The sequence below is a fragment of the Actinoallomurus iriomotensis genome, assembly GCF_030269445.1.
GTDB classification, from domain to species: Bacteria; Actinomycetota; Actinomycetes; order Streptosporangiales; family Streptosporangiaceae; genus Actinoallomurus; species Actinoallomurus iriomotensis.
The window spans coordinates 1,357,897-1,382,208 of the sequence record NZ_BSTJ01000001.1 but is presented as its reverse complement, the minus strand read 5'-3'; the positions used below and the strand labels follow the sequence as shown (position 1 = coordinate 1,382,208).

Below are 24,312 nucleotides of genomic sequence, written 5' to 3'. Positions count from 1 at the left end.
ATCAGTGGACGTGGAGATTCACCCCGAGAAGGACGAGGAACCACAGGAAAACCGCGAGCAGCGCGCTGAACACCCGCTTCAGCAAGCCGAGCGTGATGTAGTCGTGGTCCCAGGCCACGAAGATGCCAATCAATATATAGATCAGGCCGACAAAGCTGATTCCGCCCCGTATCCGCATCGGGACCTCCTTGGCTTGGCTGGAACGCTCGCCAGATTCCCGATGAGTGGCATTCAAAACTTTTGCCCGATAAGACCGCTGCGGTCAGCGCCGCGGAGGTGACGTGTGCGAGGCGGCGATGTCCGCGCTCGCCGAGCACGTCGCCGGAGAGTTCTCGTACTCGGCGGCGAGACGGATCAGCTCTTCGAGTCGGTCGTGCGCCTTGGTCAGGGCGTCGATCCGGACCCGGATACGGGCACGCTCGTCCGTGAGCCGGCGTGTCATCTGCGGAGTCGCGACGAGGGTGTCCAGGAACGGCAGGATCTGCAGGATCGCCTTACTGGTCAGACCGGCCGCGTAGAGGAGCTGGATGAACTTCACCCGCTCAACGGCGGACTCGGGGTACTGCCGGTGGCCGCTGGGGCTGCGGTCGGCGATGACGAGCCCCTGCTCTTCGTAGTACCTCAGCGCGCGGACGCTGACTCCAGCGCGTTCGGCCACCTTTCCGATACGCATGGCACTCCTCGCGCAGTCCGGACTTGAACCTCACGTTGACGTGAGGTTCTAGCGTACGCCTCATGAACATTCACGGAGCGACTGCGCTCGTCACCGGAGCCAACCGCGGCATCGGCCGCCACCTCGCCGCCCAGCTCGTCGAGCGAGGCGCGAAGGTCTACGCGACCGCCCGTCGTCCCGAGTCCATCGATCTCGACGGCGTCGAGGTCCTCGGCCTGGACATCTCCGACCCGGACTCCGTCGCGGCCGCGGCTCGCCTGGCAGGCGACGTGAACCTGCTGGTCAACAATGCCGGTATCGGAGGCGGCGCCCTGCTCGGCGACCTGCAGGCGGTCCGCGCCGCGCTGGACGTGAACTTCTGGGGCACGCTGTCGATGGCCCGTGCCTTCGCGCCGGTTCTCGCAGCGAATGGCGGGGGCGCGATCGTGAACATCGCCTCTTCGGCGTCCTGGTTCGTCTTCCCCGGCAGCAGCGCCTACGCGGTATCGAAGGCGGCCGTCTGGAGCATGAGTAAAGCGCTGCGCCAGGAACTGGCCGGTCAGGGGACGCTCGTCACCTCGGTGCATCTCGGGGCGGCCGACACCGACATGATGAAGGGCTACGACGTACCCAAGATGGACCCGGCCGATGTCGCCCGTATCACCCTTGACGGTGTCGAGGCCGACGCGTTCGAGGTGGTCGTCGACGAGTTCACCGAAATGGTCAAGGCGTCGCTGAGCAAGGACCCGCGGGAGTTCGACAAGCAGTTCCACCAGTTCCTGAACGCCTGACCGCGGTCCACGGCCGGCTCTTTGTAGCGCCGGTCCCGTTCGGAACGATGTAACAGGCAGGTCATCGCATGCGGATGGCCGGGCGTTCCCGGTGCGGAGCGCCCGTCAGGACGAGACACCCGGTCGCGTGTTCGCGGGCGGACCGGGTGTCGCGAGAGGGCGGCCGACGGCTCGGCAGCGCACGCCGGCCGCCCTTCTCGTGTCCGTCGCCGGCCGCCCCCGCTCGGTCGTCAGTCGAACAGCACGACCTGGCGGATCGCGTCGCCGCGTTCGAGCGTCGCGATCGCGTCGTTGAGGTCCTCGAAACGGATCCGCCGCGTGATGAGGCTCTCCAGGTCGAGCCGCCCCGCCCGCCACAGGTCCACGAACCGCGGCACGTCGCGGCGCAGGTCGGAGCCGCCGTACAGCGACGACCGGAGGTTCTTGCCGTCGAAGAGCAGCTCGAACGCGTTGAACCGCACGTTGTCGTCGGCCGCGCCGGCGCCGACCACGATGACGTCGCCGCCGCGCCGGGCCAGCTGCCAGGCGGCGCGGATCGTGGTGCTCCGGCCCACCACCTCGAAGGCGTAGTCGAAGCCCTGCCCGCCGGTGAGGAGGTTCCGCACTTCGTCCGCCCCGTCCGGCGTGGCGGTGTGCGTCGCGCCGAACCTCTTGGCGATCTCGTGTTTGGACTCCAGCGGGTCGATCGCGAGGATGGACGCCGCACCCGCCGCTCTGGCGCCCTGGATGACCGAGAGGCCGACGCCGCCGCAGCCGACGACCGCGACCGCCGTGCCGGGCCGTACCCGGGCGGTGTTGATCACGGCGCCCACCCCGGTGGAGATGCCGCAGCCGAGCAGCGCGGCGTACTCGTACGGCACGTCGTCGGCGACCTTGATGCAGGCCTCCCACGGCACCACCATCTCCTCGGCCCAGGTGCCGCAGCCGGCCATGCCGTACGCCGGTGTGTCGTCGCCCAGGCGGAACCGCGGCTTGGTGTAGCCCTCGATGATGTACTTCACGCACAGGAAGGGCCGCCCGGCGACGCAGTCGGGGCACAGGCCGCAGGCCGGGGTCCAGCTGATGACGACGTGGTCGCCGGGCGCGACGTTCGTGACGTGCTCGCCGACCTCGACGACCTCGCCGGCCGCCTCGTGGCCGACCACCGCCGGATAGTTGTTCGGCAGGGTGCCGCTCAGGATCGACAGGTCGGAGTGGCAGACCCCGGTCGCCCTGATCCTGACCTTCACCTCGGCGGGGTCCGGGCCGACCGTCGTCGCGTCGTCGCGAAGCTCGACCTCTTTGACACCGGGGCCTTGGATCACCGCGGCTCGCACCTGACACACCTCCAGGACGGGGGCCGGCCCCGGAGGCCGGCCGGATATGGGGGTTGGGGAATGTCCGTCAGTCCTCGTCGAGGGTCAGCGCGGCCTTGGGGCAGGAGCGTACGGCGTGCCGGACACGGTCGGCGAGCTCGGCCGGGGGCGACGGCTGCGCGATGTGCAGCTCGTCGTCGTCATCGAGGTCGAAGACCTCGGGGACGAGCCCGACGCACACGCCGTTGGCCTCGCAGACCAGCGGGTCCACCCGTACTTGCATGAAGCTGTTCCCCCTTCATGTGAGCTTGCGATGGTCCCAGGAGGCGGCACCGGTCGGCTCGACGATGTAGGCGTGGCGTTTGGCCGCGGTCTGATCCACGACCGAGGCGATCGCGTCGTCGTCCGTGAGGCCCATCATTCTGCGAACCACTTGGGAGCCAACATACCGAACGTCGTTCGGCTCTGTCAGGGTCCGCACGGTGCCGGACAGCATCAGCCCGCGCAGCTCGAAGTAGTCCGTGCCCGCCTCGATCAGGCACGTGACGCGGGGATCCCGCGCGAGGTTGTGCGCCTTGCGCGACTTGCGGTACGTCCAGAACGCGATCTTGCCCTCCACCAGCCCGGAGAACATCGTCACCAGGTGCGGAGTGCCGTCACGGTTGATCGTGGCGAGCTGGAACTTGGGGTTCTCCTCGATGAACGCCGTGACCTCGTCGTCCGTCATGGCGATACGAGAGCGCTGACTCACGCCGAGAAGTAGAACACGTTTCAGTCAGCCGCATCAAGGCCGCGCCTCCAGCTCTTCCAGGGTCGGGAACGAACTCTGCGCGCCCTCCCCGCGCACGGCCGCGGCGCCGACGCGGGCCGCGAACCGGGCCGCGGTGGCCAGGTCGTCGCCCTGGGCGAGGCGCAGGCACAGCGCGCCCGTGAAGGCGTCGCCCGCGCCGGTGGTGTCCACCACGTCCACCTTCGGGCTGGGCACCTCGGTGACGCCGCGCGCGTCGGCGACGACGGCGCCGTCCGCGCCGCGCGTGATGACGACGGACCGCGCGCCCCGGGCGAGCAGGCCGGCCGGCCGCGCGTCGCCCAGGAACTCCGCCTCGTGCTCGTTGACGACGAGCGGGTCGCAGAGCGCGATCAGCTCGTCCGGCACGTCGGCGGCCGGCGACAGGTTGAACACCACCCGCGCGCCCTCCTCGGCCGCCGTACGGGCGGCGGCCACGACCGCGTCGAGGGGGATCTCCAGTTGCAGCGACACCACGGCGGCCTCCGCGAACAGCGATCGCGCTGCGGCGACGTCCTGCTCGGTCACCTTCGCGTTCGCGCCCGGCGAGACGATGATGCTGTTGTCGCCCGACGGGTCGACGGTGATCAGGGCCACGCCGTTCGCGCCCGGAGTGGTGATCAGGTGCCCGGTGTCCACGCCGTCGCCCCGGAGCGTCTCCCGTACGAAGTCACCGTGGCCGTCGGTGCCCGCGCGGCCGAGGAACGCGACCCGGCCGCCCAGCCGCGCGGCGGCGACCGCCTGGTTGGCGCCCTTGCCACCGGGATGGGTCACCAGGTCCGAGCCGAGCACGGTCTCGCCGGCGCCCGGGCGCCGCTCGACGCGGACCACGAGATCCGCGTTGACCGACCCGGCGACCACGACGTCGTACGCCCGCCCCCGTCCGCTGAGGCCCTCGGTCATCGCTGTGTCCTTCCCGTCTCTCCGCAGGAGCGGCGTTTCACGAGGCGCGCCGGGAGCACGACCGGTTCCACCGGCCGGCCCTCGGCGCGCTCCAGCAGTGCGCGTACCGCCCGCCGCCCGAGTTCTTCGGCGGGCTGGGCGATCGCGGTGATCGGCGGGTCCACGTGGACGAACCAGCCGACGTCGTCGAAGGAGGCGAGCGCCACGTCGTCCGGGATCCGCAGCCCGCGCGCCCGGATCTCGTCGAGGGCGCCCAGCGTCATGAGGTTGTCGCCCGCGAAGATCACCTCGGGCGGTTCGGGCAGGTCGAGGAACCGGCCCGCGATGGCCCGCCCGCTCTCCGCCTGGAAGTCGCCCGCCTCCAGGTACTCCTCGCGGATCCGCAGGCCGGTCGCGCGCATCGCGTCCGCGTACGCCCGGGTGCGCTCGCGGCCCGTGGACAGCGGTTCCGGGCCGGAGATGAAGGCGATCCGGCGGTGCCCGAGCCCGTGGAGGTGTCGGATGAGCTCGCCGATGGCGGCCGTCCCGTCGACCCGTACGGAGGGCACGTCCAGGCCGGGGAGCGTGCGGTCGAGGAAGACGAGCGGGCCGCCCGCCGCGGCACAGTCACGGATCAGCGGGGTGACCTCGGCCGTCGGGCAGATGAGCAGTCCGTCGACGCGCTGTTCGAGGAGCGTGCGGACGTAGTGGTCCTGCCGCTCGGGGCGCTCGTCGGCGTTGCCGATGACGACGGTGTAGCCGGCCCGGCGCGCCTCGTCCTCCACGGCTCTGGCGAGCACGGCGAAGAACGGGTTGACGATGTCGCCGACGATCAGCCCGAGCGTGTGGGTGGCCTCGGTGCGCAGCGAGCGCGCCACCGCGTTCGGCCGGTAGCGCAGCGCCTCGACGGCGGCGCTCACCTTGGCCCGCGCCTGCTCGCTGACCTGGGGACTGTCGTTCAGCACCCGGGAGACGGTGGCGACCGAGACTCCCGCGCGAGCGGCGACCTCCTTGATGCCCGCCATGCCACCTCCCTCGTGGAAACGATTACACGGCAGAATATGGAAACGATTACACGGGGGACAGAGGAGAAGCGGTGACGTCGGTCACAGGAAGGTCAGAGCCGCCGGGCGTCCGCGGAGGCGAGCAGGGGCTCGGCGAAGCGGCAGATCTCCTCGGCCGCGTCGAACTCCCGGCTGATCGGCTCTGTCCGGCCGGGCGCGCCGGGCATGCCCGGCCATGAGTGGCCGCCTCCGAACACCGTCCAGGCGACGACCTGGGTACCACCGATGCCCCCGCCGGCCATCGTGCGGCTCGAGAGCTCGGTGGTGTGTGTCTCGCCCGGTCCGGGCGGGCACCGGTCGACGGCGCGCCAGTGCTCGGCCGTCTCGCGCAGGGACAGCGTGCGGCCGCGCAGTTCCCCGCCCGGCCCGCGGCGCCGGGAGTATCCGCCGTCGATCGGTGTGATCTGGTCCGCTGTGCCGTGGATCAGCATCGCCGACACGGCGTGCGTCGGCCGGAGGTCGCTCAGGGCCGCGGGCAGCCCGCCGGCGACGGCCGCCACCACTGCCACCCGGTCGCAGGCCTCCAGCGCCAGCCGATGGGCCATGAACGCGCCATTGGAGATCCCGGCCACCACGGTCCGGTCCGGCGACGTGCCGTGGCGTTCGGCCACCCAGCTGACGACCGCGCGAAGAAAGGCGACGTCGTCCACGCCCGCCTCGTCCGCCGTCGTGACACCACGGCCGTCCGCCCAGCATCCCTGGTGACCGTCCGGGTAGGCGATCGCCCAGCCCCAGCGGTCCGCCTGCTCGTCGAAGGTGGTCCACTCGCGCATGAGTGATCCGCCCGCGTCCGGACTGTTGCCGTGCAGCACCAGCACGAGCGGCACCGGCCGGCCTGCCACCGGTGTCCGTGGCAGCCGGACCGTGAAGGTGCGCCTTCTCCCGCCGATCGTCAGCTCGCCGGCAACACCGTCATCCACCATGCGCCTACTCCCCGGACTCGGACATATGCGTCACCGACGGTATTAGAGTGCGCGCGTGGATGACGTGACAACGCGGGCGAGTCTCCCGCCGATGCCCGACGACCTGCGGCGCGCCGCCGAGGAGGCCAAGGGGTTCATGCCGCCGGCCGAGGGAATCGCGCTCTATGAGACGGCGGTGGAGTACGGCGCGCGCGGCCCGATCCTGGAGGTCGGCACCTACTGCGGCAAGTCCGCGATCTACCTCGGCGCCGCCGCCCGCGCGGCCGGCTCGGTCGTGGTCACCGTCGACCACCACCACGGCTCGGAGGAGAACCAGGCCGGCTGGGAGTACCACGACGAGACCCTGGTCGACCCGGCCACGGGCCGCATGGACACGCTGCCGGTCTTCCGCCGGACGATCGTCGCGGCGGGACTGGAGGATCGCGTCGTCGCGGTCGTCGGCACGTCGGCGACCGCCTCGGCGCTGTGGGCCAAGCCGCTCGGCATGCTGTTCGTCGACGGCGGGCACGCGGAGGACCTGGCGCAGGCCGACTACGACGGCTGGGCGCACCACGTGATGCCCGGCGGCGCGCTGGCGTTCCACGACATCTTCCCCGACCCGGCCGACGGCGGCCAGGCCCCGTACCGCGTCTACCGGCGTGCCCTGGCGACCGGCCGGTGGACCGAGCGCCGGATCGAGGGCTCCCTGCGGGTCCTCGAGCGCCGCTGACGCTCTCAGGGCGGAACCGGCGAGAAACGCACTCTTGAACGAACCGCCATGTCAGGCGTACCTTTCTGAACATGTTTGAACAGGTCTCGGTGCAGGGGTGGACATGACGGACAACGTGCATGCGCTCAAACACGAGAACATCGCCCAAGCCCTCGCCCGCGAGATCCGGACGGGCAAGCTCAAGCGCGGCAGCCGCCTCCCCGGCGAACACGCGCTCGCCGCGCGGTTCTCGGTCAGCCGTAACACGATCCGGTCCGCGCTGACCGAGCTGAGCCGGGAGGGTCTCATCTCCACCCGGTCGGGGAAGGGCTCGTTCGTCACCTTCGACGGGCGACCGCTCGACGACCGGCTGGGCTGGGCCCGCGCCCTGGCGGCTCAGGGCGTGGCCACCGAGACCCGGACGCTGCGCCTGGAGAAGGTAGAGGATCCCGAGCTCGCCGGCCGGCTGGGCCTGGCCTCGTCCTCGTTCTTCGCCGTCGACCGCGTCCGCACCGTGACGGACGGGCCGGCGGTCTCCCTGGAGCGCAGCCGCATCCCCGCCGCAGGCGACCTGCTCGACCTGCCCGCACGCGGACTGCTCGACGGGTCGCTGACGGCGACGCTCGCGTCCGCCGGGCTGCACGCGGACCACGGCGACGAATGGGTCACCGCCGCGCCCCTGGACGAGACCGACGCCGCCGAGCTGGGACGGAGCCCCGGTGAGTGGTTCCTGCGCGCGCGGCGCGTCAGCTGGACCGCGTCCGGTGAACTGGTCGAACACGTCGAGAGCCGGCTCGACCCGCTCCGGTTCGAGCTGCACCTGCGCTTCGGGAGCACCTCGTGACCGGCGCCGAGGCCCGCGCCGCCGGAGCGCTGTACGGACTCGCGATCGGCGACGCGCTGGGCATGCCGACCCAGTCGCTGCCCCGGGAGCGGATCCGGCGGGACTTCGGCTCGCTCACCGGGTTCGAGCCCGCCGCCGCGGACCACCCGATCGCCGCGGGGATGCGCGCGGGATCGGTCACCGACGACACCGAGCAGGCCGTCCTGCTCGCCCGGCTGCTCCTCGACGGCGCCGGGCACATCGATCCGGTCGCGCTGGCGCAGGCCCTCCTGGACTGGGAGGACGACATGCGCCGGCGCGGTTCGCTGGATCTGCTCGGCCCCTCGACCAAACGCGCCGTCGCGGCGGTCGCCGCCGGCACGCCCGTCGAGGAGGCGGGCCGCCGCGGGGACACCAACGGCGCCGCCATGCGGATCGCCCCGGTCGGCATCGCCTCCGGCGGTGAACCCGCCGCGCTCCTCGACAGCGTCGTCGAGGCCAGCCTGGTGACGCACAACACGAGCGTCGCCCTCGCCGGAGCCGCGGCGGTCGCGGCCGCCGTCAGCGCCGGGGTCGACGGAGCCGATGTGAAGGAGGCCGTCCAGCGCGCGGAGGAGGCCGCGTCCGCCGGCGTCCGCCGCGGTCACTGGATCGCCGCCGCCGACGTCGCCTCGCGCATCCGCTGGGCCGGCGAGCTGGTGGCGGGCCGCCCCGCCGAGGCCGCCGCCGCCGACATCTACCACCTGGTCGGCACCAGCGTCGCCACCCAGGAGTCCGTGCCGGCCGCGTTCGCCGTGCTGTCGGTGCACCCGGACGACCCGTGGCAGGCGTGCCTGCTCGCCGCGTCGCTCGGAGGCGACTGCGACACCATCGCGGCCATCGCGGGGGCGATCGCCGGCGCCTGCCACGGCGTCGGCTCCTTCCCCGAGGACGCCGTCACCACGATCCGTACGGTCAACCGGCTCCCCCTCGACGAGCTGGCGCGCGGCCTGCTGGCCCTGCGGGCCTGACCCCCCGACACCCCTCTGCGAAGAAGGCCCTTATGACCAGCGACAACAAGGTCGGCGCCGTCGAGACCCGCGGCATCGAGCCGGTGCCCGACGCCGAACGGCACGGCAACCCGCTCCAGCTCTTCTGGGTGTGGTTCGCCGCCAACATCTCCATCCTCGGGCTGCCCCTCGGCGCGACGCTTGTCGCGTTGCGCGGCATGAACATCTGGCAGGCCGTACTCGTCGGCGCCATCGGCTCGTTCGGGTCGTTCGCCGTCGTCGGGCTCATCAGCGTCGCGGGCAAGTGGGGCGGCGCGCCGAGCATGACCCTGTCCCGCGCGGTGTTCGGCCCGCGGGGCAACCACGGGCCGACGCTCGTGTCGTGGCTGTCGCGGGTCGGCTGGGAGGTGGTGAACACCACCACCGCCGCGTACGCCCTGCTGGCCATCCTGCACATCGCCTTCGGGGTGGGCGCGAGCTCGGTGCTCACCGTCGTCTGCCTGCTCGCCTTCGTGGCCCTCACCCTGCTCGTGTCCGGGCTGGGCCACGCCACCCTGGTGTGGATCCAGCAGCGGGCGACGTACGTCTTCGGCGTCCTCAACCTGGTCGTCGGCGGCTTCCTCGTCACGAAGGTGCACTGGCACACGGTCCTGCACGCCCCGGCCGCGCCGGCGAGCGTGATGATCGCGGGGATCGGGGTGATCGCCGGCGGGACGGGCATCGGCTGGGCGAACGCCGGCGCCGACATGGCGCGTTACCAGCCACGGAGGGTCCCCGGACACCGCATCGTGGCCGCCGCCGCAGCGGGTGCCGGCGTGCCGCTGTTGCTGCTCATCACCCTGGGCGGCCTGCTGTCGACCGGCGACCACACGCTCGCCGCCGCGTCCGACCCGGTGGCGGCGATCCAGGCCATGCTGCCGTCGTGGATGGCCATCCCGTACCTGCTCACCGCCTTCGGCGGCCTGCTGCTGTCCAACCACCTGTCGGTGTACTCCGCCGGGCTCACCATGATCACCCTGGGCATCCGGGTCCGCCGGGTGCTCGCCGTCGGCGCCGACGTGGTGCTCACGCTGGCCGGCGGGGTCTACCTGATGCTCATCGCGAAGAACTTCTACGGCCCGTTCATCACCTTCATCTCGCTGCTCGCCGTCGCGATCACCTCCTGGGTCGCGGTCTTCCTCGTGGACATGCTGACCCGCCGCGAGTACGACCCCGCCGGCCTGATGGACACCACGCGCGGCGGCGTCTACTGGCACCACGGCGGCGTGGCGTGGTCCGCCTTCGTCGCCTGGGCCGCCGGCATCGTCGCCGGGCTGCTGCTGACCGTGGCCCAGACGTCCGAGACGGACGTGTGGTTCGCCGGGCCGCTGTCGAAGACCTGGCCCGCGCGCAACGGTCTCGGCTGGCTCGTCGCCTTCGCCGTCGCCGCCGTCATCTACCTCGTCCTCCGGACCGTCACGGGGTCCCGTGAGACCCGTGCACGGGTGAGCGAGGTGGTGTCGTGAGCGGCATCGACCGGCTGGTCCACGCCGGCAACGTGGTCATCGACCTGGTCATGGAGATCCCGGCGCTGCCGCGGCCCGGCGGCGACGTGCTCGCCACCTCCAGCCAGGTGACGCCAGGCGGGGGATACAACGTCATGCTGGCGAGCGTCCGTCAGGGCCTGAAGGTCGCCTACGCGGGCGCGCACGGCAGCGGCCCGTTCGGCGACCTCGCCCGCGCCCGGCTGACCGAGGCCGGCATCGCCGTCCTCCAGGAGGCGACCCCGGACGCCGACACCGGCTTCGACGTGGCGTTCGTCGACGGCGGCGGCGAACGGACGTTCGCGACGAGCGTCGGCGCCGAGGCCGGCCTGACGTACGAGCAGCTCAGCGGCGTCCGCCTGCGCGGCGGCGACGCGATCTACCTCTCCGGGTACGGCCTGGCCTACCCGGCGAACCGGGTGGCGCTCACGCGCTGGCTCCCGACGCTGCCCGGCGACGCGACCGTGATCGTCGATCCCGGGCCGCTGGTCGCCGACATCCCCGCCGACGTGCTCCGGCCGGTGCTCGACCGCGCCGACTGGTGGAGCTGCAACCACGACGAGGCGACCGCGATGACCGGCCACGCCGACCCGGACCGCGCCGCCGCCGAGCTGGCCCGCCGGACCGGGCGCTCCGGCGTCGTGCTCCGCATGGGGCCGCGCGGCTGTGTCCTGGCCGTGCGCGACGCGCCGGCCGTGCACGTCCCCGCCTTCGACGTGACGGCGGTCGACAGCAACGGCGCCGGCGACGCGCACGTGGGCGTGTTCGTGGCGGCGCTCGGGGACGGGCTGCCGCCGGAGCGGGCGGCGCGGCGGGCCAACGCCGCGGCCGCCATCGCCGTCACCCGGCGCGGCCCTGCGACGGCCCCGGACCGCGAGGAGGTCGACCGGTTCCTCGCCGGCCGCTGACCGGTCAGGCGGCCGGCTCGCGGAGGGCGTCGCGGACGTCCATCAGGGCGAAGCCGAGCAGGTTGAGGCCGCGCCACCCGGACGGGCGCCGCGCCTCCGGCTGGTCCGCCGACAGGCCGATGCCCCACACCGTGTCGTACGGGCTGGCCTCGACCAGGACCCGGTCGCCGGTGGCGAGCAGGAAGTCCCGCAGCGCCGCGTGCCGGCCGAACTTCGCGGTGTTGGCCCGTACGACCAGGTCGTAGCGGTGCTCGGCCCAGATGTCCTCGTCGAAGCCGCGCACCCGCCGCCCGGCGCCCTTCGCCTTGCCCGGGTCGTCGGAGGCCAGCACGAGGCGCTCGGCCTCCGCGTCGTCGAACAGCCGCGCCTTGCCCGCCATCATGAAGTGCTCGGCGGTGGCGTAACGGACACCGTCGACCGTGAACGGCGCCGGGTACCACTGGCTGAGGCAGCCCTTGCCGACCCCACCGCCCGCGGGCGGCCGATGGCCCCAGAACAGCAGCGGCTCGGGCAGGGCCCCCGCCTCTTCCAGCCGCAGAAGGTCTTCGACGCGCATCTCCCGATCCTCCCGGTCCGTACGCCCGGGGCCAACCCGGTTTTCCGCGGCGGCGTCAGGAGGTCGGGCGGGCGCTGCGGGCGATCTTCTCCAGGTCGGTGTCGGACGTCGCGTCGGGCACGCCCTGGTCGGCGATCACGATCAGCACGGACACCTCGCCGCCCTTCAGCGGCACCGCGACCGCGTGCACGACTCCTCGCGGAGGGGAGCACGGCTCGTCGTCGTGCACGGTGACCGTCGCGGTGACCTCCATCGCCTGCGATCCGCCCGTGGTGAGCGGCTTCGGGGCGCGCAGCGTCACGGTCGGCGCGGAGCCGCCGGTGCCCGGGGCGTAGCCGTAGGTGGCCCATGTGCGGGCCGCGTCCTTCGCGGCGGCGGCCGGGTCGCTCTCGCCGTAGTCCGCGACGGCGGTCTGGGCCCGCCAGCTCCCGCTGTGTCCCGGGCAGTAGCCCTCCTTGTAGATCGCGACGCCGCTGCCGGCCACCTCGGGCCGTCCGTTCGGGTCCTCGAAGCCGACGATCGTGTCCGCCGACTTCACCGACCAGGTGGACGGCGGCACGTCGTAGGTCAGGCCGTGCTTGACCGCGACGACGGCGTGCCATCCCGGCACCTTCGCCCGCGCGGACGGCGGCGCGGACGGCACGTACGAGGGGAGGCGCGACGCGTCGGGGGAGGGCGACGACCCGGCGACGGCACGCCTTCCGTGGCCGTCGGCCCCGGCGACGGCGAGGGCCACCCCGCCACCGACCAGCAGGATCACCAGGACGACGACCACCGCCCGCACACCGGCCGGCGACCGTTCCGGCGGCAGCGGAGGCAGGAACGTCATCCCACCGGACCCGTCGAACTCCTCGTTCTCCCCGTACGGGGAGCCCCGGTCGGTCCGGCCGCGGTGACGCGACCGTCCGGAGCGCTGACCGCCGTCCCGCCAGACCATGCCGCGCACGCTACTGCAGCCGCCCCCGATTCGCGGGTTCGGCCCCGGAAGCGGTTGAACACCCGGCCTCTCAGCGCATCCAGATAATAACCGAGGGAAATTATTCGATTACATTTCGTAATCAACTTCCGTTAGGGTTGCCGCGGATCGAGACGGCAGCACGACGGGGGTTAATCATGGTGGTTATGACCTCGTTGCCCGAGTGGCTATATCCCGGCCCGGAGAACGGGTGGACGGCTGACGATCTCGACGCTCTGCCACCGGACGCGCCCAGGCGCGTCGAGTTGATCGACGGAGCCCTCGTCTTGATGTCGCCGCAGACCAAATTTCACATGCTGGTCGTCAATCTGCTCACCGACTCGCAGGCGGGCATCCGGCCGCCGGCCGGGCTGGCCGTCGTCCGGGAGATGGCGGTGAAGCTCGGCCTGCGGCAGCGTCCCGAGCCCGACGTCATGGTGGTGAAGGACGACGCGCTCGACGACCTCGACCGCACCTACTACCTGCCCGAGGACGTACGGCTGGTCGTCGAGGTGGTGTCACCGGACTCCGAGGACCGAGACCGGTTCACCAAGCCGATCAAGTACGCCGAAGCGGGCATCCGGTTCCTGTGGCGGGTGGAGCGCGACGGGCGCCGGCCGGTCGTCTACACGTACGAGTTGGACCCCTCGATCCGCGCGTACGTGCCCACCGGGGTGCACCATGGGCGGCTGCGCACCGACATCGGGTTCGACGTCGACCTGAGCCTGGACCTCGGCCGGCTCTGACCGTCACATGCGGGATCGATCCATCTCCCGGCTCTCCGGGCGAAGCCCGGCGACGTTCGTGGTCAGGAAGTACGCCGCGCCGCCGGTCACGAGCACGGGCACGAGGCCCACGGAGGCCACCGCCGCCCCGCCGATCAGGCCACCGAGCGGAATGCCGGCCCAGGCGAGCGAGTCGGTCAGCCCGCGTACCCGGCCGAGCAGTCGTCGTGGCACCCGCTCGAACGAGATCGCGCCCAGGATCGGGCTGAGGAAGCCGGCGCCGAGGCCGGCCACGGCGAAGACCGCGGCCACCGCCCCGGTCGGCACGCCGGCGGCGAGGATCAGGAAGCGCGGCGCCCCGGCGACCAGGAAGCCGATGAAGAACACCGGCCGGCGCGGGATGCGGTGAGCCACCGCGGCGGCGACCAGGCTGCCGCCCACCGCCCCGATGCCGAGCGCGCTGCCGACCAGTCCGATCCCGGCCGGCCCGGCACCGGACTGCCTCGCCCAGACCGGCAGGAGCACCGACGAGAACGCCGCGTCCAGCAGGTTGGTGACGGCCACCACGATGCACAGGTTCAGCAGCAGCCGCTCTTCACGGAGGAAGACGAGACCTTCGCCGAGCCGCCGCCAGTAGCCCGTCCCGGCCGCCGCGTTCCGCTCCGGCGTGTGCCCCATGCCGCGGGGCAGCCCCAGGGCGATGGCCACCGACCCGAGCGCGAAGCACCCGCTGACCACGACGAGCCCGGTCAGGGCGCCGGCCAGCCCGATCAGCGCGCCCCCGGCCGCCGGTCCGAAGGTGGAGGCCAGCCGATCGGTGGTACCGGCCAGGCCGGTCGCCCGTTCCAGCGGCACCCGGCCGCGCTCGGCTGCCTCCGGGACGATGACCTCCTTGGCCAGGTCCCCCGGGCCGCGCGCGGCGCCGATCACCGCCACCATGGCGGACAGCGTCCAGAAGGACAGCAGGTGCAGCGCGTGGAGCAGCGGGATCAGGGTGAGGACGGCGCCGCTGACCGCGTCGGCGACCCACGAGACGGTCCGCGGCCCGGCCGTCTCGACCAGAGGCCCGGCGAGCGCCTTGACCGTCACGTACGGGGCCATCTCGCAGAAGGCCGTCAGGCCGGTCCTGGTGGCGCTTCCGGTCGTGACGAGGACGAACCAGGGCAGCGCGATCGCCGAGATCCGGGTGCCGGTCTGCGACACCATGAGGGCGGCGAGGATCCCGGCTAAGGGACGGAGACTCCGGCGGCCGGCGTCATCCTCGGCCGGGCCGGCGCGGCGGCTCACGGCGTCTCTCTCGCCGGGCACGCGCCGCCGTCGTCTCCGGGGGCCTCCTGAGCGGAGCCGTCCGCCGCCGGTCCGGCGGGCAGGCCCGGCTCGGGCAGAAGGTGCAGGATGAGGTTGACGCGTTCGGCGCCCTCGGGCGTGGCGGCGCTCTCGTCCGCTCGCCGGTACCGGGCGAGGACCGCGCTCAGGTCGTCCAGGAGGTCCTGTGCCTCTCAGGGGGTGAGGCGCAGGGCCAAGTCGCTCAGGTCGAACACGTCCCGCCAGGCACGAGGGAGCGTCTGGAACTCGTTCAGCGACTGCTGGGTCTGCAACACGTGTACGGCCGCGACGGACTGCAGGTAGGCGAGACCCGCCTCGGGATCCTGGCTGAGCACCTCCAGGTCGGTGACCCAGGTCGACCGGTGCGCGGCACGCCACCAGCGCTCCCGCGCGTTCCTCTGCTCGGTGTCCTCCTCGACGAAGCCGGCGGTGCCGAGCTGGCGCAGGTGGTAGCTGGTCGCCCCGGAGGCGATCCCTGCTCGGATCAGCGCCGCGTACGGACCGAGTCGGCCAGGGACGGGGCCTCGCAGCCGCAGGCGACCGGGTCGGACGGGCCGGACGGGCCCAGGTCGCGGCCGGCGATCTCCTTGAACAGGCGGGCGGACGGGGAGCCGCCCACGAGGGCGTCGGCGGCCAGGATCACCGCGGCCGCCGTGTACGTCGACCGGTCGCTCGGGAAGTGCCGCTCGTTGGCGTACTGCCAGCCCGTCCAGTACGACCCGTCCTCGTGCCGCAGGTGCTGGATCGTGGCGAACAGCTCCAGGGCCCGCGTCGTGTCGCCCATCGCGTCGAGGGCGAGCACGAGCTCGCAGCTCTCCGCGCCGGTCACCCACGGCTGGTCCGAGACGCACCGGCAGCCGAGGCCCTCGACGACGAAGGTGTCCCACCGCTCGTCGATCCGGCGGTACGCCGGGGAGCCGCGCAGGGGCCCGCCGAGCACCGGGTAGTACCAGTCCATCGAGAACCGGTTCTTGTCCGCGAACGCCTCGGGGTGGCAGGCGACGACGTGGCCGAGCTGGTCGGCGGCCAGTTCCCAGTCCGGCTGCGGCTCGTCGAGGCGTTCGGCCAGCGCGACCGCGCAGCGCAGGGACTGGTAGATCGAGGAGCACCCGGTGAGCAGCGCGTGGTCGGCGACGGAGCCGTCCGGGTTCCGCATCCACATGATCTCGCCGCGGGCGCTCTGCAGGCCGAGGGCGAACTCCACCGCCCGCCGTACGGACGGCCACATCTCCGCCGCGAACGCGAGGTCATCGGTCAGCGTGAGCTCGTGCCAGACGCCGACCGCGAGGTACGCGGCGTGGTTGGACTCGCCGCCCGGCTCGGTCACCTCGCCCATGACCCACTTGGCGGGCCACGAGCCGTCCTCGCGCTGGGCGTCGCGCAGCCACGCGTACGCGCGGCGCGACGGCTCGGTGAAGCCCGCGACGGACAGTGCCATCGCGGCCTCGACGTGGTTCCAGGCGTCGACGTGGCCCGGCACGCCGTCCACCGGGGCGAACCACGGAATGGCGCCCGACGGCTCCTGCTGGGCGACGATCGACTCAGCGGTGGCGACGAGGTCTGTTGAGGTCAGGATCCCGGGTACGGCCTCAGGCCGCCGCATGGGCCTGCTCCCGCGACGCCGGGACGGCGGGCTTGGTGAAGTAGACGACGACGCTCTTGCCGATGACGGGGTTGAGCACCTGCTCGGCCAGGCGGGTGGCGAGCGGACGCTTCATGATGTCCCAGACGAGCAGCTTGTGGTACGCGCTGGCGAGCGGGTGCCCCTCGTTGTTCACGCCGACGGCGCACTTGATCCACCAGTACGGCGCGTGCAGGCCGTGCGCGTAGTGGTGGTCGCCGACCTCGAACCCGGTCGCCTTGAGCTTGGCCTCCAGCTCGGCGCGCGTGTAGATGCGCACGTGCCCGCCCGGCGCCGTGTGGTAGTCCTCCGACAGCGCCCAGCAGATCCGCTCGGGCAGCCATGAGGGCACGGTGACGGCGAGCCGCCCGCCCGGCTTCAGCACGCGCAGCAGCTCGCCCATGGCCGCCATGTCGTCGGGGATGTGCTCCAGCACCTCCGCGGCGACGATCTTGTCGAAGGAGTCGTCGGGGAACGGCAGGCTGAGCGCGTCCCCCGTCACGGTACGGGCCGAGGCGCCCGGCGGCACCTCGCCTTCGAGCTCCATCGCGCCGAACATCGTCGCGACTCCGGCGAGCTCCTTCTCGTCGCGGTCGAACGCCACCACGTTGGCGCCGCGCCGGTACAGCTCGAAGGCGTGCCGGCCGGCGCCGCAGCCCATGTCGAGCACCTGCTCGCCGGGTGCGACGCGGAACCGGTCAAAGTCCACGGTCAGCAGGGCCGTGCTCCTCTCAAACGGTGCCCGTACGGCGGCGGGCGATGGCGTCTCGGTAGTGGCCGACGGTGGCCCGCGCGACCGCGGACCAGGTGAACCGCTCCTGCACGCGGGCGTAGCCGGCGGCGCCGACGCGCTCGCGCTCCTCGGGCGAGTCGTGCAGGCGCCGGAACACGGCGGCCAGCTCCTCGACGTCACCCGGCTCGACGAGGATCGCGGCGTCGCCGACGACCTCGGGCAGCGCGCCGGTACGGCTGGCCACGAGCGGCGTGCCCGAGGCCATGTGTTCGACGGCCGGCAGCGAGAAGCCCTCGTACAGCGAGGGAACCGCGGCGATCTCGGCGCTGGCCAGCAGCTCGCCCAGCTCCTCGTCGGAGATGCCGGAGACGAAGCGCACCCGGTCGCCGAGCGAGAGTTCCGCGACGAGCTTGTCGGTCGGGCCGCCCGGCGTCGGCCGGCCGACCACGACGACGTGCACGTCGCGTTCGGTGGCCAGCTTGGCGACCGCGCGCAGCAGTGTCGCGACGCCCTTGAGCGGCGAGTCCGCGCTGGCGACGGCGACGATGCGGCCGGGCACGCGCTCGCCGCGCGGGTGGAAGAACCGGTCGTCGACGCCGAGCGGCAGGATGTGCACCTGCTCGGGCGCCACGCCGAAGTCGCGGACGATGTCGTGTTTGGAGGAGCCGGAGACGGTGAGGATCGGCCCGATCCGCGCGGCGACGCGCGCCTGCATCCGGACGAAGCCGTACCAGCGGCGCTTGCCGAACTGCTCCTTGAGTCCCTTGGCAGCCTTGATCTCGATGCGCCGGTCGACGCTGATCGGGTGGTGGATGCTCGTCACGAAGGGCAGGCCGAGGTGCGGGATGGCGAGGTTGCCGTAGCCGAGCACCTGGTTGTCGTGCACGACGTCGTACGAGTGCCGGCGTGCGCGCAGCTCACGCAGCACGCGGAGGCTGAACGTCAGCGGCTCGGGGAACCCGCCCGTACGCATGTGGGCGAACTCCAGCACGTCGATCCAGTCGCGGAACTCCGCCAGGCGCGGGGTGCGAAAGGGGTTCTCGTCGGCGTACAGGTCCAGGCTCGGCACGCGGCGCAGCGTGATCTCTTCCCGGTCGAGCTCGGGGTACGGCTGGCCGGAGAAGACGTCGACGTGATGTCCCAGGTCGACGAGCTCGCGAGACAGGTGACGGAGATAGACGCCCTGACCACCACAGTGGGGTTTGCTCCGGTAGGAGAGGAGCGCGACGCGCAACGGTTCGTCTGCCTCGTTCACGTCCGGCCCTCCCGTAAACGCACATTCAGTGAAGTATGACCATAGCCTGACCTGTCCGACCTGCGCGTTCGATATTAGGCACAGAGTCTAAAAGGTGGTGAACGCCACTAGCCGATGCGTACCGGCATCTCCTTGATGCCGTTGATGAAGTTGGAGCGCAGCCGGCGGACCTCGCCCGCCGGGGAGATGTCCGGCATCCGCTCCAGCAGCGTCTCGAACAGCACGCGCAGCTCCAGCCGCGCCAGGTGCGCGCCCAGGCAGAAGTGCGGGCCCCCGCCACCGAACCCGATGTGCGGGTTGGGGTCGCGGCCGATGTCGAAGGCGTACGGGTCCGCGAAGGCGCCGTCGTCGCGGTTGGCCGAGGCGTAGAACACGACGACCTTGTCGCCCTCGGCGATGCGCCGCCCGCCCAGCTCGGTGTCGCGGGTCGCGGTGCGGCGGAACAGGTTGACCGGGCTGACCCAGCGCACGATCTCGTCCGGGAAGGTCTCCGACAGCCGCTCGTCGCCGGCGGCGTGTCCCTCGCGCAGCCGCCGCCACTGCTCCGGATGCTCGAAGAAGGCGAGCATGCCGCCCGACGCGGCGTTGCGCGTGGTCTCGTTGCCGGCCACGGACAGCAGCATCACGAACAGGTCGAACTCCTCGACCGACAGCTCCTCGCCGTCGTGCGGCTGCAGGAGCCGGGTCACGATGTCGTCGCGCGGCTCCTCGCGGCGGCGTACGGCCAGCTCGTTGGCGTAGGCGTACAGCTCGCCGGCGGCCGCCATGCCGTCGTCGCCCGGCGTACGGAACTCCGGGTCGTCCTGGGCGATCAGGCGGTTCGACCAGTCGAAGATCTTCTCCCGGTCCTCGGGCGGCGCGCCGAGCAGCTCGCAGATCACGTACAGCGGCAGCGGCGCGGAGATGTCCCGGACGAAGTCGACCTCCTCGCGGCCGGCCAGGCCGTCGAGCAGATCGTCGCAGATGCCGCGGATGTGCTCTTCGAGGCCGCCGACGGTGCGGGGCGTGAAGCCGCGGTTGACGATCGCCCGCTTGCGCGTGTGCTCGGGCGGGTCCTGGTTGAGCATCATCATCCGCTGGAGCACGAGATGCTCCTCCGTCGGCTCGTTGAACAGCGCGAGCCGACGGTGCGAGGAGAAGATCTCCGGGTGCCGGGAGACGTGCACCACGTCGTCGTAGCGGGTGACGGCCCAGAAGTCCGGGTCGCCGGGGTGCCGGTGGACCGGCGCGTTCTCGCGCAGCCATCGGAACTGCTCGTGCGGGATGCCGCCGGTCGCGTACAGGTCGGGGTCGACGAGGTTGATCTCCTGGTCGATGTTCATCGCAACCGCCCTTGGAGGTCGGGGGTATCCCGAGCGTAAACGAGGAAGCGGCTAAATGAAACTTGTTCTATTAACGCGTTCCGACGGGGTGAACCGCACCGGCATCTCCTTGATGCCGTTGATGAAGTTGGACCGGAGCCGGCGCGCCTCGCCGGCCTGGCGGATGTCGGGCATGCGGTCCAGCAGCAGCTCGAACAGCACGGCCAGCTCCAGCCGCGCCAGGTGCGTGCCCAGGCAGAAGTGCGGGCCGCCTCCGCCGAAGCCCAGGTGGGGGTTGGGGTCGCGGCCGATGTCGAAGGTGTACGGGTCCTCGAAGACGTCCTCGTCGCGGTTGGCCGAGGCGTAGAACATCACCACCTTGTCGCCCTCCCGGATGCGCCGGCCGCGCAGTTCGGTCTCGCGCATCGCGGTGCGGCGGAAGAGGTTGACCGGGCTGACCCAGCGCACGACCTCGTCGGCGGTGGTCTTGATCAGGCCGCGGTTGCGGACCAGGCGCCGCCACTGCTCCGGGTGCTGGAAGAAGGCGAGCATGCCGCCCGACGCGCCGTTCCGCGTCGTCTCGTTGCCCGCGATGATCAGCAGCAGGATGAACATGGCGAACTCGTCGGCGCTGAGGCGGTTGCCGTCCGCGTCCGGCTCCAGCAGGCTCGTCGCGATGTCGTCGCGCGGTTGCCGCCTGCGGCGGGCGGCCAGCTCGTGGGCGTACTGCAGGACCTGGGCGGAGACCTCCCTCGCGTCCTCGGGCGAGGTGGCGAAGTCGGGATCGTTGGAGCCGACCAGCACGTTGGACCAGGCGAAGATCTGCTCGCGGTCCTCGACCGGAGCGCCGATCAGCTCGCAGATGACGTACAGCGGGAAGGGCGCCGCGATGTCGCGGACGAAACAGGCCTCGCCGCGCGTGACGACGTTGTCGATGAGCCGGTGCCCGACGTCGCGGATGTGCTCCTCGAGCTGCTTGATCATGCGCGGCGTGAAGCCGCGGTTGACGAACGCCCGCTGGCGGGTGTGCTGCGGGGGATCCATGAACAGCATCATGAGCCGGTAGAGCGCGACGTCCTCGTCGGCGAACTCCTCGAACATCGACGTGCGCGCGTGGGAGGAGAAGAGCTCCGGGTGCCGCGAGACGTGGACGATGTCGTCGTACCTGGTCACCGCCCAGAAACCGGGCACGTCACTGGACGGATCCTCGTGCCAGTGCACGGGCGACTCACGGCGGAGCCGGCGGAGGTCCTCGTCGGGAAAGCCCTGAGTCTCATACAGCGTGGGCGTGATGAGGTCGACGGCCATCGGGTCTCCTCCGGGATCGACGTTCTGAAACACGTTCTAAACCAAGCGATTGCTAGGGTCAACGTGTCGCGCGTCTCATCACGCTCGGTGGCCAGAGGAGACTGGCGGCGGGGCCAGCGGGGCGCGCCTCTAGTCCGTGCCTTTCGTACGGGGACGGGCGCGCAGGTGGGCCCGCTCGCCCTGCCGGCCGAAGAGGCTGAGCAGCTCGACCGGCTCGGAGTCGGCGGCGCCGAACCAGTGCGGGACGCGGGTGTCGAACTCCGCCGCCTCGCCGGGCGACAGCACCAGGTCGTGTTCGCCGAGGACGACCCGCAACCGCCCGTTGAGCACGTAGAGCCACTCGTAGCCCTCGTGCGTCTGGGGATCGGGCTCCCTCCGGCGCGCGGTGTCCTTGATGATCAGCTTGTAGGCCTGGATGCCGCCGGCCCGCCTGGTCAGGGGCAGCATGGTCATGCCGTTACGGGTCACCGGACGCAGGTGGACACGCGGGTCGCCGGTGGGCGGCGCGTCGACGAGTTCGTCGAGCGTGACGCCGTGGGCCCTGGCCAGGGGCAGCAGCTGTTCGAGAGTGGGCTTGCGGGCGCCGGACTCCAGGCGGGACAGGGTGCTCACCGAGATGCCGGTCGCCCGGGACAGCTCGGCGAGCGTGGTCTCCCGCTCCCGCCGCAGCGCGCGCAGCCGCGGCCCGACCGCGCCGAGCGCCTGGTCGACGTCGTCTGCCATACGAGCAGTTTGCCAGCCCGGCAACACCCTTGCCGCGGCCGCCGGCCGGGATCAGAGGCGTTCGAGAATGGTGGCGGTGGACAGGGCGCCGCCCGCGCACATCGTCACCAGTGCGGTGTTCGCGTCGCGGCGTTCGAGCTCGTGCAGGGCGGTCGTGAGGAGGCGGGCTCCGGTGGCGCCGACGGGGTGGCCGAGCGCGATGGCGCCGCCGTTGACGTTGACGCGGTCCATGTCCGGCTCGTGTACCGACGCCCATGACAGGACGATCGAGGCGAACGCCTCGTTCACCTCGAACAGGTCCACGTCCGCCATCGTCATCCCGGCCGTGTCCAGTACCCGCGCGGTGGACTCCACCGGGCCGTCCAGGTGGTAGTACGGGTCCGCGCCGATGAGGGCCTGTGCGCGGATGCGGGCGCGCGGCCGCAGTCCCCGCTCGTAGGCGGCCCGTTCCGACATCACCAGTACGGCGGCGGCGCCATCCGAGATCTGCGACGAGGTGCCGGCCGTGTGCAGGCCCTGCTCGAACACCGGGCGGAGCGCCGCCAACCCTTCGGAGGTGGTCTCGCGCAGACCTTCGTCGGTGGTGACGGTGCGGGTCTCGCCGGTCGGGGTCCCTTCGCCGTCGAGCACCGGCGCGTCGATCGGTGCGATCTCCCGGTCGAACCGGCCGTCGGCCCAGGCCTTGGCGGCGAGTCGCTGGGAGCGTACGCCGAACGCGTCGAGGTCGGCGCGGGTGAGGCCGCGGCGTGCGGCGATGCGCTCGGCCGCGGTGAACTGGTCCGGCAGGTCGATCGACCAGTCGTCGGGGCGCGGGTCGGCGGGCAGGACGTTGCTGCCGAGCGGCGCGCGGCTCATCACTTCGACGCCGCAGCCGATCGCGGCGTCCACCACGCCCGCGTGCACGAGCGCCGCGGCGAGATGTACGGCCTGCTGGCTGGAGCCGCACTGGGCGTCGACCGTCGTGACGCCGGTGCGATGGTCGAGACCGGCGTAGAGCCAGGCGTGCCGGCCGACGTGGCCGCCCTGTTCGCCGGCCTGGGTGACGCAGCCGGCGAATACCTGGCCGACATCGGCCGCGTCGATTCCGGTGCGGGTGATCAGCTCGCGTTGCGCGTGGGCGAGTACGGCCTGGGGTTTCAGCCCGGCCAGCCGGCCGCGGCGGCGGCCGATGGGGGTGCGGACGGCGGAGACGATGACGGGGTGACTCATACGGCCTCCCACTAGAACCGGGGGGAGAAACAATAACCTGTTCTAGTGGAAGGCCGTCAGGTACCGCAGGGTGGAGGTGTTACAGGTAACGCGTTCTAACATCGCCGGATCAGACGAGCAGACTGTCGAAGTCACCGGCCTTGGCGCCCTGGATGAGCGCCTCCATCTCCGCCCTGGTGTAGACGAGGGCGGGGCCGGTCGGATGGCGGGAGTTGCGTACCGCGACGCTGCCGTCCGGCAGCTTCGCCAGCTCCACGCAGTTGCCCTGTGAGTTGCTCCGATGGCTCTTCTGCCAGCTGACGTCGGGTATATCGGTGGCGGGGACGCCGTTGTAGGCGGGGTACTGCATTCATGTCTCCTGGAGAATCCTGCTGAGGATCTCGGCGGTCTCGTCCGGATGCGCGCTGACCACACAGAGGCGCTCCATGGCCTCCATGTAGCTGTCAACGTCGTCACGCCTGTCCAGGTAGAGAGCGCTGGTCAGTTGTTCGACGTAGACCACGTCCGGTAGGTCCGACTCGGGAAAACGCAGGATGGAGAAGGCTCCGGCCTCGGCGGTGTGCCCGCCGACCCGGAACGGCAGCACCTGGAGAATGACGCCCGGCAGCTTGGTGGCCTCGATCAGCCGCTCGAGCTGGCCGCGCATCACATCCCGTCCCCCGATCGGACGGCGCAAGGCCGCCTCGTCCACGACAGCCCACAGCCGGGGGGATTCCCCCCGCGTGAGTAGTTTCTGACGTGTCATACGCAGGCTGACCCTCTGCTCGATCTCTTCCTGAGCCGCCGTGGAATTACCCAGCGAGATCACCGCGCGGGCGTATTCCTCGGTCTGGAGCAGACCCGGGATGAACTGGACTTCGTAGGTGCGGACGAGCGCCGCCGCCTCTTCGAGGCCGACATACGTCTCGAACCAGCCCGGCAGGACGTCGCCGTACCTGTGCCACCAGCCAGGACTGTTGGCGTCCTGGGCGAGGGCGAGCAGGCTTTCCCGATCGGTTTCGTCGGTGACGCCGTACAGGGTGAGCAGGTCCGCGACGTCGCGCTCCTTGAAACCGACCCGGCCCAGCTCCAGGCGGCTCATCTTGGAACCAGAGGCGCGAATGGCGTATCCGGCCTCTTCGCGCGTGATGCCTTGGCGCTCACGCAACCGGCGCAGCTGGGCACCGAGGAGCCGGCGAAGAACGGTCGGTCCTCCGGCGGGCTGCGCTGTTTCCACCCCTACCTCCATGAGCATCGGTCAGCGCACAGTCTGCCACTCCCTTCGGCTCGTTGTCA

The 24,312-nt window shown here is 71.6% G+C and carries 28 protein-coding genes; 7 read left to right on the top strand and 21 right to left on the bottom strand.

The window, feature by feature from the left end; all coding sequences use genetic code 11:
* Position 1: 1 nt before the first annotated feature.
* On the bottom strand, positions 2-178 hold the full coding sequence (locus tag QSK37_RS06565; RefSeq protein WP_285570203.1) for a hypothetical protein: 177 nt from the start codon (positions 176-178) through the stop codon (positions 2-4).
* A gap of 84 nt (positions 179-262) precedes the next feature.
* On the bottom strand, positions 263-673 hold the full coding sequence (locus QSK37_RS06560) for a MerR family transcriptional regulator (RefSeq protein WP_285618281.1): 411 nt from the start codon (positions 671-673) through the stop codon (positions 263-265).
* Between the two features lie 62 nt (positions 674-735).
* On the opposite strand from QSK37_RS06560, the gene QSK37_RS06555 reads away from it, so the two are divergent.
* Positions 736-1,443: an SDR family oxidoreductase gene (locus QSK37_RS06555; RefSeq protein WP_285618279.1), complete on the top strand. Its 708-nt coding sequence runs from the start codon at positions 736-738 to the stop codon at positions 1,441-1,443.
* A 230-nt stretch (positions 1,444-1,673) separates the two neighbouring features.
* Here the strand turns inward: QSK37_RS06555 and QSK37_RS06550 are convergent, their stop codons facing one another.
* The 6 genes from QSK37_RS06550 to QSK37_RS06525 all read right to left on the bottom strand — a co-directional run bounded on the left by QSK37_RS06550 (position 1,674) and on the right by QSK37_RS06525 (position 6,394).
* Entirely contained in the window at positions 1,674-2,759 is a 1,086-nt protein-coding gene (locus tag QSK37_RS06550; RefSeq protein ID WP_285618278.1) for a Zn-dependent alcohol dehydrogenase, read from the bottom strand.
* Between the two features lie 67 nt (positions 2,760-2,826).
* A complete protein-coding gene (locus tag QSK37_RS06545; protein WP_285618277.1) occupies positions 2,827-3,021 on the bottom strand; it encodes a ferredoxin in 195 nt (64 codons plus the stop codon).
* A 15-nt stretch (positions 3,022-3,036) separates the two neighbouring features.
* Positions 3,037-3,465, bottom strand: coding sequence for a pyridoxamine 5'-phosphate oxidase family protein (locus QSK37_RS06540; RefSeq protein ID WP_285618276.1), 429 nt, complete (start codon positions 3,463-3,465; stop codon positions 3,037-3,039).
* Positions 3,466-3,522: 57 nt separating this feature from the next.
* Positions 3,523-4,428, bottom strand: coding sequence for a ribokinase (locus tag QSK37_RS06535; RefSeq protein ID WP_285618274.1), 906 nt, complete (start codon positions 4,426-4,428; stop codon positions 3,523-3,525).
* Positions 4,425-5,432 (bottom strand): LacI family DNA-binding transcriptional regulator, encoded by a 1,008-nt coding sequence (locus QSK37_RS06530; protein WP_285618271.1) that lies wholly within the window; start codon positions 5,430-5,432, stop codon positions 4,425-4,427. The genes QSK37_RS06535 and QSK37_RS06530 overlap by 4 nt, the downstream gene beginning before the upstream one ends.
* A gap of 92 nt (positions 5,433-5,524) precedes the next feature.
* Complete coding sequence (locus tag QSK37_RS06525; RefSeq protein ID WP_285618269.1) at positions 5,525-6,394, bottom strand: CE1 family esterase; 870 nt, start codon at positions 6,392-6,394, stop codon at positions 5,525-5,527.
* Between the two features lie 91 nt (positions 6,395-6,485).
* Between QSK37_RS06525 and QSK37_RS06520 the strand changes: the two genes are divergently transcribed.
* From QSK37_RS06520 to QSK37_RS06500, 5 genes are all read left to right on the top strand, one after another.
* A complete protein-coding gene (locus QSK37_RS06520; protein WP_285618893.1) occupies positions 6,486-7,103 on the top strand; it encodes a class I SAM-dependent methyltransferase in 618 nt (205 codons plus the stop codon).
* 103 nt (positions 7,104-7,206) lie between these two features.
* Positions 7,207-7,926, top strand: coding sequence for a GntR family transcriptional regulator (locus QSK37_RS06515; protein WP_285618267.1), 720 nt, complete (start codon positions 7,207-7,209; stop codon positions 7,924-7,926).
* On the top strand, positions 7,923-8,915 hold the full coding sequence (locus QSK37_RS06510) for an ADP-ribosylglycohydrolase family protein (RefSeq protein ID WP_285618266.1): 993 nt from the start codon (positions 7,923-7,925) through the stop codon (positions 8,913-8,915). The genes QSK37_RS06515 and QSK37_RS06510 overlap by 4 nt, the downstream gene beginning before the upstream one ends.
* A gap of 32 nt (positions 8,916-8,947) precedes the next feature.
* On the top strand, positions 8,948-10,399 hold the full coding sequence (locus tag QSK37_RS06505; RefSeq protein ID WP_285618265.1) for a purine-cytosine permease family protein: 1,452 nt from the start codon (positions 8,948-8,950) through the stop codon (positions 10,397-10,399).
* Positions 10,396-11,325 (top strand): PfkB family carbohydrate kinase, encoded by a 930-nt coding sequence (locus QSK37_RS06500; protein WP_285618263.1) that lies wholly within the window; start codon positions 10,396-10,398, stop codon positions 11,323-11,325. The genes QSK37_RS06505 and QSK37_RS06500 overlap by 4 nt, the downstream gene beginning before the upstream one ends.
* 4 nt (positions 11,326-11,329) lie before the next feature.
* Here QSK37_RS06500 and ybiA read toward each other — a convergent pair whose 3' ends face one another.
* Positions 11,330-11,881, bottom strand: a complete 552-nt coding sequence (ybiA, locus tag QSK37_RS06495; protein ID WP_285618261.1) for a riboflavin biosynthesis intermediates N-glycosidase — start codon at positions 11,879-11,881, stop codon at positions 11,330-11,332.
* 55 nt (positions 11,882-11,936) lie between these two features.
* Positions 11,937-12,818 carry a DUF8017 domain-containing protein gene (locus QSK37_RS06490; protein WP_285618259.1) on the bottom strand — a complete coding sequence of 294 codons (882 nt, stop codon included), beginning with the start codon at positions 12,816-12,818 and terminating at the stop codon, positions 11,937-11,939.
* Positions 12,819-12,994: 176 nt separating this feature from the next.
* Between QSK37_RS06490 and QSK37_RS06485 the strand changes: the two genes are divergently transcribed.
* A complete protein-coding gene (locus QSK37_RS06485) occupies positions 12,995-13,582 on the top strand; it encodes a Uma2 family endonuclease (RefSeq protein WP_349497813.1) in 588 nt (195 codons plus the stop codon).
* Between the two features lie 3 nt (positions 13,583-13,585).
* Here QSK37_RS06485 and QSK37_RS06480 read toward each other — a convergent pair whose 3' ends face one another.
* From QSK37_RS06480 to QSK37_RS06430, 11 genes are all read right to left on the bottom strand, one after another.
* Positions 13,586-14,848 (bottom strand): MFS transporter, encoded by a 1,263-nt coding sequence (locus QSK37_RS06480; RefSeq protein ID WP_285618257.1) that lies wholly within the window; start codon positions 14,846-14,848, stop codon positions 13,586-13,588.
* A 212-nt stretch (positions 14,849-15,060) separates the two neighbouring features.
* The gene (locus tag QSK37_RS06475; RefSeq protein ID WP_285618256.1) at positions 15,061-15,222 is read right to left on the bottom strand and encodes a hypothetical protein; all 162 of its coding nucleotides are present in this window, start codon (positions 15,220-15,222) and stop codon (positions 15,061-15,063) included.
* Positions 15,223-15,371: 149 nt separating this feature from the next.
* Complete coding sequence (locus tag QSK37_RS06470) at positions 15,372-16,490, bottom strand: prenyltransferase (RefSeq protein ID WP_285618255.1); 1,119 nt, start codon at positions 16,488-16,490, stop codon at positions 15,372-15,374.
* Complete coding sequence (locus QSK37_RS06465; protein ID WP_285618892.1) at positions 16,477-17,226, bottom strand: class I SAM-dependent methyltransferase; 750 nt, start codon at positions 17,224-17,226, stop codon at positions 16,477-16,479. The genes QSK37_RS06470 and QSK37_RS06465 overlap by 14 nt, the downstream gene beginning before the upstream one ends.
* Before the next feature lie 13 nt (positions 17,227-17,239).
* On the bottom strand, positions 17,240-18,496 hold the full coding sequence (locus tag QSK37_RS06460) for a glycosyltransferase family 4 protein (RefSeq protein WP_285618254.1): 1,257 nt from the start codon (positions 18,494-18,496) through the stop codon (positions 17,240-17,242).
* 107 nt (positions 18,497-18,603) lie between these two features.
* Positions 18,604-19,818 carry a cytochrome P450 gene (locus tag QSK37_RS06455; RefSeq protein ID WP_285618253.1) on the bottom strand — a complete coding sequence of 405 codons (1,215 nt, stop codon included), beginning with the start codon at positions 19,816-19,818 and terminating at the stop codon, positions 18,604-18,606.
* Positions 19,819-19,869: 51 nt separating this feature from the next.
* The gene (locus QSK37_RS06450) at positions 19,870-21,105 is read right to left on the bottom strand and encodes a cytochrome P450 (RefSeq protein ID WP_285618252.1); all 1,236 of its coding nucleotides are present in this window, start codon (positions 21,103-21,105) and stop codon (positions 19,870-19,872) included.
* 129 nt (positions 21,106-21,234) lie between these two features.
* Positions 21,235-21,828, bottom strand: a complete 594-nt coding sequence (locus QSK37_RS06445; RefSeq protein WP_285618251.1) for a helix-turn-helix domain-containing protein — start codon at positions 21,826-21,828, stop codon at positions 21,235-21,237.
* Positions 21,829-21,879: 51 nt separating this feature from the next.
* Positions 21,880-23,037 carry a steroid 3-ketoacyl-CoA thiolase gene (locus tag QSK37_RS06440; protein ID WP_285618250.1) on the bottom strand — a complete coding sequence of 386 codons (1,158 nt, stop codon included), beginning with the start codon at positions 23,035-23,037 and terminating at the stop codon, positions 21,880-21,882.
* Between the two features lie 109 nt (positions 23,038-23,146).
* Entirely contained in the window at positions 23,147-23,386 is a 240-nt protein-coding gene (locus tag QSK37_RS06435) for a DUF397 domain-containing protein (RefSeq protein WP_285570145.1), read from the bottom strand.
* Positions 23,387-24,265, bottom strand: a complete 879-nt coding sequence (locus tag QSK37_RS06430; protein WP_432705545.1) for a Sco1979 family transcriptional regulator — start codon at positions 24,263-24,265, stop codon at positions 23,387-23,389.
* Positions 24,266-24,312 lie beyond the last annotated feature (47 nt).